Raw genomic sequence first — 13,731 nt, 5'->3', positions numbered from 1 at the left:
TTCGCTGCCCCATGCTTCTACTTCGTAAAGCGTTAGCCGATCTGACTTTGGGCTTAATACTTATGGGGCAACGCCAAGTCGGCAGCAGGGTCAACTCTGCATCAGCGGCAACAACCCGTGGCAGAGGGGCCAGCTCACCGACGCCGAGGGAACGACTGGCGTCGATGAAACTGCGGTTTTGTTAAGTACGAGGGCAGCGGCCCCGCCTTTGAATGGCACCAGCTCGCAACCAACAACAGAAGCTGCTGACCTGCGCCGGTACGCGTCAGACTGTCCTAGGAAGCCATGCACCTGGAAATCAATCTAACGCTTTACGCCAAGTCGTCAGGGCCTAGCGGACCTTGTACAGCACCGCAGCCCCTGGCTTGGCTTCAAAAGCCGGCACGGTACGCTGCTCGAGGCTACCCTCGGCGTCCCACACCAGGGTGTCAGATGGGTAATCGTCCTTACGGGTCATGGCGTCGATCTGATTGACGATCACCGCCGAGCCTGCCGATACTTCGGGGTTCCATTCAAAAACGCCGACTCTGCCGTAGAACACGGCCGGCGCGTCGGCATCGAGGCGCCGATCGGGGCACATGACCAGGCCACGATCGAGCATGACCCGCAACGCGCCGACGGGCACCGCCTTCACGGTGGGCGTGGTGCGCTCGGTACTGTGGCCCGGGCAGACATTGGCCGAGCGGGTCACCATGTCCTCGACCACTTGACGATCGGATTGAGCCTGCGCCGAAAAAGCGGCGGCAGACAGGGCGAGCAGTGCGAAACTTGACTTCCTGAGCACGCAAAACCTCCTACTGGACGAAATACTCAAACATTATGAACCGCCCATACGCAGGAACGGTCCGTTCCCAGGGGCACGCGGATACTAGCATGACAATAATTGGCCAATTGCAGCATCCGGTGCACCGGCTTTGCAGCATTCGACTTACCAGCGCAGCGCAGGTGCCAGGTTACTCCGGGGGATGATCAGTGCCCCCAGTACAGGAGCCGCCCAAGGCGACTTGCAACTGGACGCTGGTCACCAACTGCGTAGACACCCAGACTGAGCAAGGTCTGGCGCTCACTCAGGCTAGTGGACTGGGTAGTGGCAACATCGAGGTAGTCGATGGCCCCGGCTTCATATTGGTCGCGGCTGACCGACGCCGACTCTTCCGCCGATTGCGCAGAATTACGCCGCGCTTCCAATTCCGACTGCAAGGTGCGCAGCTCCACCAGGTAATCCTCGACTGTTGCCGCTCAACATGCTGTAACCACTCGGCTGCCCGGCCTTAGCTCGCAATTCCATGCCTTCGCCCAAGTGATCCCGGGCGTCCGAGCTAGCAATGATCCTGTGGTTGGCGTCGATTATCATCACTCGGCTTCGCGCGCGTTCTTCGTCGCTCAGACGCACGCTGCTGATGACCGACTCGGCGTGATTTTTCCAGTCGAAAAAATTCCGACTACGCCAATTACCGCCGTCTGCTTTTCGGCCTTGGCCCGTACGGCAGCGCTGAATACACAGCCGGCCAAGGCTTCCGGGCGCAGAGTTACTTTAAGTGGAGACTGGCAAACAGTTACTGCTGACATCTGCGCAGCCAAGCGTTCTCGATACCATGTCGGCATTCCTTATCCAGGCCATGGTATCGATGTAGCTCTCTCACATGCGTACGATGCGCGCCATTAAGAACGCCATTGACGTCGTAGCAAACATCGCTTTCTGTTTTTATTTTTTTAGATAAAAATCATATAGTTGCGAATCAACCCTACTCCCACTCGATTATCAATAAGAACGAAAAACCCTTTAAAAACAGATAACTAAAACACAAAAGAAATGGCATGCCATGAAAAGAACCATCCCAAGCGACGTTCTCGATGCTCGGTCCTCTTGCCTCGACCTTAAAGTGTCCATTCAAGTTTTTGACTTGGCTTGGCCAGATAGGCTTCCAAGCCTATTGTCAAACGTCTTGCGCGGCAGCTTTAGGAGCTTGGCGGCTTCCGTTTTGTTGTTCGAAGCTCTCCGCAAGGCAGCTTGATACCAGGCCATTTCATGGACCTCCAGCCTTGCTCGGACATCGACAGGCAACTGTGCCGTTAGGGACGCAAGGTCAATCTCACCTTCACGTGAGCCATGCCGCACTGGCAGCGCCGATCTTGCTTCGCTCAATACCTCATCTTGGTCACATCCGGCGGCTAGGGCTGCCAACAGGTGATAGGCAACACGTTGCAAATCGCGAAAGTTGCCGGGTAGGGTGTGCTCCTGCAACTGCCGCACCAAGGCTGTGTGATTGGAGTAATGACGCCAGCCGTCCACAGAAAGACCAGCCGATTTGACCGCATTTTCTAGAGTTTTAGCCCAGAAGTGAGGAATGTCTTCCACACACTCTCTCAGCGGTGGTACTCGCAATATGAAGGTGCCGATTCGGTCGAAAAAATCCGGGTCCAGCAGTTCGTTTTGCAGTCGACTCAAGCTGCAATTAGTCGCACAAATCAGGCGGAAGTTGGAGTATTGCGTTTGCGGTCCGCCGATGCGTTGAAAGCCTCGTCCCTCCAGAGCAGCCATGAGTATGCGTTGAGTGTCACGATCAAGGTCGGCAATTTCGTCGAAGAAAAGAGAATCGCCGTCAGCCTGTTCAAGAAGCCCCTTGTGCAACTGCTCTGCACCCGTGAAAGCACCTTTTTCGTAGCCGAACAGCTTGGCTTGAGCCAATTGCGGATTGACCCGAAACTGACCGCAGACAACTGAGGGCCAATCTTTGACATCTTCCTTCTGAAACTGGCTCAGGGCTCGCAATAGGTTGGCCAGCGTGGTCTTTCCAGTACCGCGCTCGCCCAGCAGCAACACTGGGACGCGCAAAGGCGCCCAGCGTTTAAGTAATTTCATCGTTTCGCAAAGAGCCGGGCTTTGTGCCTGCAAAGGCTCGATGTTGTGCCCGGCATCATCACTGCCCGCGTGATCGGGCTGCGCCCGGCGGTAGCGCTGAAGCCACGTGTCGAGTTTGAAGGTCGTCACCTGGACCAGCGATTCGTGTTTCTGCGCCTGGTCCTCCCTGCGAGTCTGAATCAACTGCAGAGGGCCTTCTACAGCACCGGTCGATACCAGCGCCAGCCAGACAGCGTGACTGGCAGGGGTACCCGGAGAAAGATGCAGGGTAATCATCGCCTCGGGATGTTCTGTACGGACCTGCCACATTGCTTTCAGCGCGAAATCGTAAATGGCGTCATGGTCGGTAGGCGAAGCTTGGGTGTCCCACTGGATGTCTTTGATGTTGAGGCCCTTGGGGAAAACCTTTTCGATGTCACGCCGGGTTCTCTCAAACGCTTCTTTGCCTGAGCCATCGTCTGGTGCGTTGCGCCAGCACAGGTATACACAGTCGAAGCGTTGAGAGAGAGGCCATAACGAGCGAGGCCACGAGGAGTGCCGTAACGCCGTGACGATCGGCGCTCCACCGTGGTTCATGCTGATCCAACTGAGCAGTACTTGAGGGAGCTTACGTACAGGCCGGCTCATGCGCGCTCCAGTACCAGGCGTGCACCTAGTTTTTGCGCGAGATCACGGACCTGTTCTTGCTCTTGTGTGGGATCCACAACAATGTACTTGGTGCCTTTAAACTGGTAGACCGGGACGGCGACGGGCTGTGTTGTCAGATCCAGTGGCTTCGACTCCCCCTTGTGCTGGGGCAGCTTGATCTCAGTGGCGCCCTGCGGGAGGCGGGGCGCTGTGATGCTCCAGAGCTGGGTTACTTTTTGCGCCAGTTCGCCGGGGGCATCTACAGGTTGAACTTGAGGACCGGGTGTACTTTCCAGGCTGAGAGCATCATGGGCTTCGACGTCTGCCAATTTCTGTTCACAGTACTGTACGACGCGCACAACTCCGTCGCGCAGACCTTTGTCGGCAGGGCAGAAGTCACCGAGGTGTTCTCCACGGGTAGCGTTGGCCCTGTACATCCAAGGGAAGCAATCCATCCACTCACGCAGGCTTTGCTCCACGGCTGCTGCGGGCTCGGGCGCAAGTTTGATCCCGACCTCAAAGCCCTCGTCCAGACCAAAGGCATCGAAGTTGGCGGTCATGACCAAGGCCTCCCCGTCGGCAACTAACGCCTTGGCGTGCAGCTTGTCATGGGCCAGCACTTGGATGCCAGCAGCAGCCAGCTTTGCCACTGCGTTGGCAACAGCTGGACGTGGGCGCGTCAACAAACACACGCGTACACCGCGTTTTGCTGCCAGCATCAGTTCGTTAATCACAGCGTGGTCGGCATCGAGCCCATAGCTACTGGCCAGGATTTCGTAGTGAGCACTGCGAATCATGGCGATAACAGCGTCCCGTAGGTCGTAGCTACCCTGCAGAGTCGCAAGGACCTGATCGTGGTCCGGGCGCCGGGGCGCCACTGGCGGCCCCTTGATTTCCACCAGTCGGTTGGCGCCGTGCAGTTCGCGCCGGGCTTCGCACCAGAATGCCCAGTTGAAGCATTCGGCCAGGGCGCGTGCGTTGTTTTCCTCTAACTGCACGCCCAGTTCGATGCTCTCTTGCAGGGCTTTGTTGAGATTGGCGGTGGACAGCCATGCCCGGGGCGTCTTGTGGGCAAGGGCGTCGATCACTAGGAATTTGGCATGAACATGTTCCGCCGAGCGTAGGCGTACTTTGCCGGCAAGCCGGGCGAGCAGCGCTTTATGTTGCTCGACCATGCGTTTGCCGAAGTCATCTTGGTCATGAATCAGGCTGTCCAGTCGCTGCTCGGAAGCAGTGATGATGTAGACGCGCACACCCCGCTCAGACGATCGGATCAACGCATCTGCCAGCGGTGTGTCAGCAAGCAGGAATGAGCACAGCAGTACGTGTTCGCTCGCCTCGTCGATGGCTTGAACCAGAGTGTCGCGAAACTGCAGGTTTGCACCGGTACGCCAGACATGGGATGACACCTGCTCGCGTTGCTCCGCAAGAGTGGGGGCACGGCGCAGCCAGCCCGGACCAAGAGGTTCATGGGTACGGTCGACGACGGTCTGGCAGGGATGGGTATTGATGATCATGGTTTAGCTCCAGAGTCCGAGGTCATAGGGGGCAAGCAGGTAATGGCTACGAGCATCGCGTTTGCCATGGAGCGCCTTGGCAAGGAGCTCATTGGGCGTGGCTAAGTGCGGGTCGTGGTAGAGGAACTGCGAGCGTATGTCATCCCCCATCTGATCCAGATGCGTAGGGGTGACATCGTCCTGGATCGCATCCCATTGCAGCCATTTTGCCCATTCATTGGCGTCGGTATCGGATGCCGGGACGAGTGGAACAGCACTGAGTACTGTGGAATTGAAGGTGCCGATGTAGCCACGTTTCCACTCAGGTATAGCCAACTCGCGGATGAACTGCTTGCGTTCAATAGGGCTCAAATCTGCCAGCGTTGCCGGAAGGATGAGACTGCCAGTGTACTCATGCCACTGATCCAGCTCTGTGATGTCCACCTGGCTTGCAAATGCCGCCAGTAGCTTCCACAAATGCTCGTAGCTGTCGGCAACTTTCATTGAGGGAGGCAATGAGGCGTCGATCTGCTGTTTGTCTTTCTTGCCTATACCTTTCAATTCCCCTGTCAGCTTGACCAGAGGTGGACCGTTAGGCGTCCATTCGTAAGAGAGCTCAAGTGTGCAGTCACGTACGCTGATCCCAAGAGGGGGCAGTTCCCGGATTTGTTGCAACTGACCGTCGACAATTGAGGGAGATGCTGTGCTGCTTTTGCAGGACTTGAGCAGGTCAGGCAGCGAGGAGGCTCGCTGCGATCCGGGCTTTTCCGCGTTCTTGCGGTTGTCGTCACGTGATCTGTGAGCGCTGTCAGTTTCCAGGCGATGTACGTGCAGCAAGCGATGAGGCAGGAGCCGATCATTTGCTAGGTAAAAACGCCAGACGCCTTCCTCGGGTACCAGCACCTGGCCTACTTGCAGCGCCTGTTCTCCCGCGCTGGAAAGTTGGGCATAGCCCTCCTGTTCCACGCTTTCGAGCAGCCCCAGATCGACGCTACGTTTATGGACCTGACGAACCATAGCTTCTGGGCAATTACGCAGCAGTTCATGGTGAATGTCTTGCGCATTGATCGGCCGCCCGAAGTCGGCCGCCAGTTGTGCGATCGCGAGGAATTCAGGGCGTTGGCGACCCACCGCCACCGTGGCTTGGGATTCGAAGCATTTCACACTGATTGAACGTTTGAGTTGGATCATGGTGTGTCCCATCCGAGATTCTTGGCGTAGCGGGTCGATGCAGCCAGATTGCGCAGCAGTCCAGAACGGCAGCTTTTGGAGTTCATCCAGAAGCGATGGCCGATCAGTACCACTTGGTAACGGGCGCGCGTGAGAGCAACATTCAGGCGATTGGGGCTATTGAGAAAACCGGCGGAGCCGGATTTCACAAAGGAGAGCAGCACCAGATCGGCTTCGTGCCCTTGAAAGCGGTCGACAGTACACAGAGAGACTTCGATCCGACCTTTTCCCAAACTGAACTGTCGGGTATTGGCGCGCTGTTTACTCATGGCTTGCAGGCGCACACGTAACTCGTGTTCCTGCCCTTTGTAGAAAGTGAGGGCAGCCACCTTCCAGGGTTTCCCGGCGTATTTTCCGGTGCGTGGTTCGTGCTCGGCCCACTGGATGAATTGGTGCAGTTCGTTGATGAGATGGTCTGCCTCAGCCGGGTTGCGATTGCCCTGGGCGCGTCCACCTTTTTTCTGCTGGCGGGGCGCGATGTCCAGCCATACGGCACGACGCTTGTAGTGCTTGTAGTTCCAGTCGCGTTCAAGGCTGCTGGAGTCGTTGAGCAAATTGTCCTCCGCATAAAATTGGTCACGTGGGAACGCGGAGATCTCTGGATGCATGCGGTGTTGGAACGTCAGCGATACACTGCGTTGCTCAAGTGCTTGTGACGGTAAGCCATGAGTCAATACTGTCTGCTGATCCCAGTCAGGCATGCAACCGGCGCCTACCTGAAGAATCTCCAGAATCGACGTCATGGCCACACGACGCATCTGTTTGAGGTTCTCACCCAGGTTCGGAGTTCCTTGCTGTGCCGTTGTCCCTTTCGGCAGTAAGGCATCGATTTCGTCGAGCAGATGTTGTTGCTCGTCAGGGTTCTGGCGAAGCTCATAGGCCCGGATCTGGCGCCAGGCGATTTCATCAGCCCAGATGAAGGCTTCTTGCGATTTCTCAGGCACCTGCGAGTAACTACTACGATGGGCTTCCCAGTCAGGCAGCGGCGGCAGTAAGTCGTTGCTTGGGACCAGATCACCAGGCAGCCGATGTTCCCACGCTTGCAGCGTTTTGCCGCTAGCACATACGAGGTGGGCGCCGGCCAGCTCGAAGCATGGCAATGATAGGTCGTGGGTATCAAGATCGACCGCTGGCACGTCGCGCGCATCGGCTTCTTCGACCATCAACTTTCGTTGCTCTGGCGATTCGAGGAGCATCAACGCACTGCCGCTTTTTTTGCTGATTGATGCCGATGCACGAAAGCCATACATCGCAGCATTTGCCACATCCTGAGAAAGCAGGTTGCGCACGTTCACCGCCAAGCCTGTTTCGTCGACGAAGGGGGAGAGTTGACGGCGGTCGCCCACGACCACCCAGCGACGTGCATAGAGCGCAGGCACCAGAAACTCGCTGAAAGTGGTTTTCGACGCCTCATCCAGAATGAGGTAGTCGAAAGGTTCCAGACCAAGCTTCTGCTTGAGGCTTGGATGCTGCAGGATCCCAATGGTGGTCGAGCAGACCAGATTGGAAGATTCCAGCATCATGTTGGCCAGCATTGACTCTTTTTCACTGCGCAGGGCTTGGCCAAGCAGGACGCGGCTGTTTACGCCACGGTGTGAGCCTGCCCCTGGCTCGTCCAGGAAGTCGAGAATCTCTCCCTTACAAGTACGTACCAGCCGATTCAAGGCCCACGGCCGAACAGCTGTCGATGCGATGTTGTCCTCATCGCCAATGCGCAGGGGCATGACCCACTTCTGATCCGCCTCGTCTTGCCATTCAATAAGACTCTCAAGCACATTATCGACGGCGACATGGGTGGATGCGACCAATAGCACCCGCTTGCCTTCACGCGTAAGTTGCAGAATCAGCTCGCAGATAGCCGTGGTCTTCCCTGAGCCCGGTGGGCCTTCTAGTACCGCGTAGTCTGGAGTCGCAAGGGCGCGCTTGACGAAGATGCGTTGTTCCGCAGTGCCGTCGCGCAGAGTGCCATCCTCCTTGGGACGTAGGAAAAACCATTGACCCTCGGCCAGCTCGCGGGGGATAGGACTTTCCCAGTCCGCCCGGGTAGAGGCTAAACGCACAAGAGCCCCCAAGCGCGGGGACGGGTAGCTTTCCAGATGCTCCAGGGCATTCTTCTGACAAACCAAAGGCCATGTATTAGCTTTGAGGTAAATGAGTGCCTGAGCCGGCTCGTCACCATTCTCGAGTGGGCGAGGAAGGCGTTCGACATGAAGGGCCTGTTGCTCATGGATTCGACCCAGCACAGCGATCTTGTTGCGCTTATCCCAGATCAGTTCCCGCCGGCGCCGTTGGGGCTCGCGCTCGTGAATTTCCCGGGCATCGAGAAAGGCGTCATAGGTAGAGTCCGGTTCCTCTTCAAAACCTGGACGAGACTCTAGGATGATCCATTCACCGATGTGACTGTCGCTGTATTCGACACGATCACGGCGCCGCTTGGACTTATTTTGGAAGGCCGGTCGTTTAACGGTGCGTTGCTTGATTGCGTCGAACTCTTCTGCGCTGGGCAAGCGCCAGGCAAGGATGGGCGAGCGTTGTTCGGCGGCATTGATAGCCGTGGCGATGTAGCGACGGTAAGGGGTCCACTGGGCCAGTGTTTGTTTAAGTGCGCTGTCCCATTTTCCTATACCAGAGAGTGACATGTAGCAATGATTGGCCATGAGGCAACTCCTTTAGTGAGGCAAATCTTCCTTAGCGTCTCTCGTGCCAAAAAACGGGATATCTATAACATACTGATTTAATAGTAGTTTTTAATTATAACCAAAAACATGATGGCCAAATATGACCATAAAACGGCCATATTTGGCCATTTATTGATGTAAATTTCGCCTCTAACCAATTGTGAGAGCTCCTCGACTGGGCTGTAAGCGCATTGGAGTAAGTCAGCTTGGCACCCAATGGCTCGGTAACAGAGACTCAGTGCCAGTTCGGTTACGCAGGATAATCATGCATGGCGTGAGGCCACCTAAGGACGCCTTTGTGTTTGCGATTCAAATGAAGACCCAAGAACACTATGAAAAGCGCTGCCTTGCCCGGAATGATGGCCATAAGCTACTCTCTGGATGACAGCATACTCTTCTGGAGGCTGAGGTCGCTTCGAGCCTCTCGTCAACCTGCCCCATCCCAATTACGTCTAAGGATTGACATGGCCACCGCAAAAATCTCCGCCCCTATCTCTGGAAACAAGCTTTATCAGGAGCGGGCGCGAGCAGCACTGCCGATTCTTGCCCGTCAAGCTAAAGCGGGAAGCACCCTTTTCTACTCTGACCTTGCGCAAGAGCTGGGGATGCCGAATCCACGCAACCTTAACTACGTCCTAGGCAGCATCGGCCAGACGCTTGAACATCTTTCAAAGCAATGGAAGACAAAAGTCCCGCCCATCCAAGCGCTGGTAGTCAATAAACACACTGGACTACCTGGTGAGGGTATCGGCTGGTTTTTAGTTAAGGAAGAAGAGTTCGCTACTCTGCCCCGTAATCAGAAACAGGCAATTGTCAAAGCTGAGCTTAACCACGTTTTTACTTTTCCACAGTGGGACAAGGTCCTAGAAGCTTTAGACCTTGAGCCGGCCGAAGCCGATTTCTCGCACACCATTGAGTTGGCTTGTCAAATGTCCGGACGTGGTGAAAGCGAGCACCATAAGACATTGAAGGATTTCGTAGCACGCAACCCCATCTCAATCGGCCTGAGTTTAACTACACCACGCGGGTTAACTGAAAAGCGACTGCCGTCGGGTGACAGCCTCGACGTATCTTTTACTACCAAATCGGCATGGATAGCTGCCGAAGTCAAATCCTCAGTCTCTTCGGTCCCCGATATCACTAGAGGCCTGTTCCAGTGCGTAAAATATCAGGCTGTGATGGAGGCAGTACTACTTGCGCAGTCGCAGACAAAGGACGTCCGCACAGTACTAGTATTGGAGTCTAAATTTCCTGCATCCCTACTGCCGTTAAAAAACCTCCTTGGTGTGGAAGTCATCGACCTCGTCACCCCAGAATAACCACCAATAAACCATGAACATCTCATCGCATGACGAGCGCCTGTAGAGGGGGCTAGAAAACAGCGCACGTTTACAGGGCACATGTGACTACGTCGCGATCAAGCCCTGCAGATAAGCGTTCATGACTCCAGTAACCAGGCACTCACACCGGTTTAGGCGAACCAAAACCAAGCTAACGTTGGGCATATCTCACAATAACGGGAATACTCGTTTCACTACCGGCTTGCAAAAATAAGGCCCGCGATTCGCGGGCCTTATATACATCAGAAAATGATTACGTTCGCATATGCCAACTTTAGGGTCACTCCCACTCAATCGTCGCCGGCGGCTTGCTCGACACGTCATACGTAACGCGCGAAATACCTTCGATCTCATTGATGATACGGCCGCTGACAGTCTCCAGCAGTTCGTACGGCAGGTGCGCCCAACGGGCGGTCATGAAGTCGATGGTTTCTACGGCACGCAGCGCAACTACCCATGCGTAACGACGGCCATCGCCTACCACACCAACCGACTTAACTGGCTGGAACACCACGAAGGCCTGGCTGACTTTGTGGTACCAGTCGGCCTTGCGCAGTTCTTCGATGAAGATGTGGTCGGCGCGACGCAGCAGGTCGGCGTATTCCTTTTTCACTTCACCCAGGATACGCACGCCCAGGCCCGGGCCTGGGAATGGGTGGCGGTAGACCATGTCGTACGGCAGGCCGAGTTCCAGGCCCAGACGGCGGACTTCGTCCTTGAACAGTTCGCGCAGAGGTTCTACGAGCTTGAGGTTCATTTCCTCAGGCAGCCCACCCACGTTGTGGTGGGACTTGATCACGTGGGCCTTGCCGCTCTTGGCGCCGGCCGACTCGATCACGTCGGGGTAGATGGTGCCCTGGGCGAGGTACTTGATGTTGTCCAGGTGTTTGGCCTGGGCATCGAAGACGTCGATGAAGGTGCGACCGATGATCTTGCGCTTTTTCTCTGGATCGGACTCGCCGGCCAGGTTGTTGAGGAACTGCTCCTCGGCGTTGGCACGAATAACTTTGACGCCCATGTTCTCGGCGAACATGGCCATCACTTGCTCGCCCTCGTGCAATCGCAGCAGGCCGTTGTCGACGAAGACGCAGGTCAGTTGGTCGCCGATGGCTTTGTGCAGCAGCGCAGCAACCACAGAGGAGTCAACGCCACCGGACAGGCCGAGCAGCACGTTGTCGGTGCCGACTTGGGCACGCACGTTGGCGATGGCGTCTTCAGCGATCTTCGACGGCGTCCACAGGGCTTCACACTCGCAGATGTCGAGGATGAAACGCGACAGGATGCGGCCGCCTTGTTTGGTGTGGGTCACTTCCGGGTGGAACTGCACGCCGTAGTAACGGCGCTCGTCGCTGAACATGCCGGCGACCGGGCAGCTCGGGGTGCTGGCCAGGATGTGGAAGTCTTCCGGCATCTTGGTGACTTTGTCACCGTGGCTCATCCACACGTCGAGGCCGAACAGGCCGTCGGCGTCGATGTGGTCTTCGATACCGTCCAGCAGGCGGCTCTTGCCGACCACGTCGACACGGGCATAACCGAATTCACGCAACTCGGAACCTTCAACCTTGCCGCCCAGTTGCTCGGCCATGGTCTGCATGCCGTAGCAAATACCGAAGACCGGCACGCCCAGATCGAATACGGCCTGCGGGCAACGCGGGCTGTTGGCTTCGTGCACGGACTCGGGGCCACCGGCGAGGATGACGCCTTTAGGTGCGAATTCGCGGATCGCTTCGTTGTCCATGTCGAACGGATGCAGTTCGCAGTACACGCCGATTTCACGCACGCGGCGGGCGATCAGCTGGGTGTACTGGGAACCGAAGTCGAGGATCAGGATGCGGTGGGCGTGAATGTCGAGGGCCATGAAGTCAGTCTCGTCTAATGAATCAGAAACAACTCGGGGCTGAAAGAACAGCCCCGGTTACTTAACATTTTGCTGGAAGCATCAACCTACGCGGTAGTTTGGCGCTTCCTTGGTGATCTGCACGTCGTGGACATGGGATTCAGCCATGCCGGCGCCGGTGATCCGCACGAACTCTGGTTTGGTGCGCATTTCTTCGATGTCGGCGCTGCCGGTGTAGCCCATCGAAGAACGCAGGCCGCCCATCAGTTGATGGATGATCGCGCTCAGTGTGCCTTTGTACGGCACACGGCCTTCGATGCCTTCCGGGACGAGTTTCTCGGCGCCTGCCGAGGAGTCCTGGAAGTAACGGTCGGAAGAACCTTGCGCCTGGGACATGGCGCCCAGCGAACCCATGCCGCGGTAAGCCTTGTAGGAACGGCCCTGGAACAGTTCGATCTCACCTGGCGCTTCTTCAGTGCCGGCGAACATCGAGCCCATCATCACGCAGGAAGCACCGGCAACGATGGCCTTGGACAGGTCACCGGAGAAACGGATGCCGCCGTCGGCGATCAACGGAACGCCGGTGCCTTCAAGGGCGGCGGCGACGTTGGCGATGGCGCTGATTTGCGGCACGCCCACACCGGCAACGATACGGGTGGTGCAGATCGAGCCAGGGCCGATACCGACCTTGACTGCATCGGCGCCCGCTTCAGCCAGGGCCTTGGCCGCTGCGCCGGTGGCGATGTTGCCGCCGATCACTTGCACATCAGGGAAGTTCTGTTTGACCCAACGCACGCGGTCGATCACGCCTTTGGAGTGACCGTGGGCGGTGTCGACCACCACCACGTCAACGCCGGCAGCGACCAAGGCCGAAACGCGGTCACCGGTGTCTTTACCGGTACCGACGGCGGCGCCAACGCGCAGACGACCTTGATCATCCTTGCTGGCCAGCGGGTAAGCCTTGGCTTTTTCGATGTCGTTGACGGTCATCATGCCCTTAAGGGCGAATTTGTCGTCGACGATCAGCACGCGCTCGATGCGGTTTTTATGCAGCAGTTCGCGCACATCATTCTTGTCGGCACCTTCGCGGACAGTGACCAGGCGCTCTTTAGGCGTCATCACGTCGCGGACGGTGACTTCCATGCGGTTTTCAAAACGCACGTCGCGGGAAGTGACGATGCCGACCAGGTCGCCATCGTGCAACACCGGAACGCCGGAGATGTTGTGCAGGCGGGTCAGTTCGAACAGTTCACGCACGGTAGCGTCGGCTTCGATGGTAATGGGATCTTTCACCACACCGGCTTCGTAACGCTTGACCTTGCGCACTTCGGCAGCTTGCTGCTCGATGGTCATGTTCTTGTGGATGATGCCGATGCCGCCTTCCTGAGCCATGGCGATTGCCAAACGGGCTTCAGTGACGGTGTCCATGGCAGCGGAAACCAGGGGAATATTCAGCTCGATGCCACGGGTTAGGCGGGTCTTGAGACTGACTTCGTTAGGAAGTACCTCGGAATAACCGGGCACTAGGAGAATGTCGTCGAATGTCAGAGCTTCTTGGCTGATACGCAGCATCGCGGGGGCTCCCGAGCGGGAAAATGGAAGCGCGCCATTATATACATGCACCCTGTCGGGCTCAATGTAAAACTCTGACAAACTTGGT

9 protein-coding genes are annotated in these 13,731 nt (G+C 56.8%); 1 reads left to right on the top strand and 8 read right to left on the bottom strand.

Translation table 11 applies throughout. The features are described from left to right. Positions 1-331: 331 nt before the first annotated feature. The 6 genes from AACY30_RS07680 to AACY30_RS07655 form a co-directional block, all read right to left on the bottom strand. Entirely contained in the window at positions 332-784 is a 453-nt protein-coding gene (locus tag AACY30_RS07680; protein WP_339420571.1) for a hypothetical protein, read from the bottom strand. A gap of 185 nt (positions 785-969) precedes the next feature. Further along, the gene (locus AACY30_RS07675; protein ID WP_339470745.1) at positions 970-1,215 is read right to left on the bottom strand and encodes a TolC family protein; all 246 of its coding nucleotides are present in this window, start codon (positions 1,213-1,215) and stop codon (positions 970-972) included. Between the two features lie 676 nt (positions 1,216-1,891). Beyond that, complete coding sequence (locus tag AACY30_RS07670; RefSeq protein ID WP_339540097.1) at positions 1,892-3,490, bottom strand: sigma-54-dependent transcriptional regulator; 1,599 nt, start codon at positions 3,488-3,490, stop codon at positions 1,892-1,894. After that, positions 3,487-5,007: a phospholipase D-like domain-containing protein gene (locus AACY30_RS07665; protein ID WP_339540096.1), complete on the bottom strand. Its 1,521-nt coding sequence runs from the start codon at positions 5,005-5,007 to the stop codon at positions 3,487-3,489. Before AACY30_RS07665 ends, AACY30_RS07670 begins: the two co-directional genes overlap by 4 nt. Before the next feature lie 3 nt (positions 5,008-5,010). Continuing rightward, positions 5,011-6,177 (bottom strand): hypothetical protein, encoded by a 1,167-nt coding sequence (locus tag AACY30_RS07660; protein WP_339540095.1) that lies wholly within the window; start codon positions 6,175-6,177, stop codon positions 5,011-5,013. Further along, entirely contained in the window at positions 6,174-8,873 is a 2,700-nt protein-coding gene (locus AACY30_RS07655) for an AAA domain-containing protein (protein WP_339540094.1), read from the bottom strand. Before AACY30_RS07655 ends, AACY30_RS07660 begins: the two co-directional genes overlap by 4 nt. 485 nt (positions 8,874-9,358) lie before the next feature. Here AACY30_RS07655 and AACY30_RS07650 point away from each other — a divergent pair, with 485 nt between their 5' ends. After that, positions 9,359-10,213, top strand: coding sequence for a hypothetical protein (locus tag AACY30_RS07650; protein ID WP_339540093.1), 855 nt, complete (start codon positions 9,359-9,361; stop codon positions 10,211-10,213). Positions 10,214-10,514: 301 nt separating this feature from the next. On the opposite strand, the gene guaA is transcribed toward AACY30_RS07650, so the two are convergent. Both guaA and guaB read right to left on the bottom strand, forming a co-directional pair. Beyond that, a complete protein-coding gene (gene guaA / locus AACY30_RS07645; RefSeq protein ID WP_339540092.1) occupies positions 10,515-12,092 on the bottom strand; it encodes a glutamine-hydrolyzing GMP synthase in 1,578 nt (525 codons plus the stop codon). An 81-nt stretch (positions 12,093-12,173) separates the two neighbouring features. After that, on the bottom strand, positions 12,174-13,643 hold the full coding sequence (guaB, locus tag AACY30_RS07640) for an IMP dehydrogenase (RefSeq protein WP_339420568.1): 1,470 nt from the start codon (positions 13,641-13,643) through the stop codon (positions 12,174-12,176). Positions 13,644-13,731: the final 88 nt, after the last annotated feature.

The organism is Pseudomonas sp. RA_5y_Pfl1_P24 (genome assembly GCF_963970945.1).
GTDB lineage: Bacteria > Pseudomonadota > Gammaproteobacteria > Pseudomonadales > Pseudomonadaceae > Aquipseudomonas > Aquipseudomonas tritici.
This window is presented reverse-complemented; position numbering and strand designations above follow the sequence as displayed.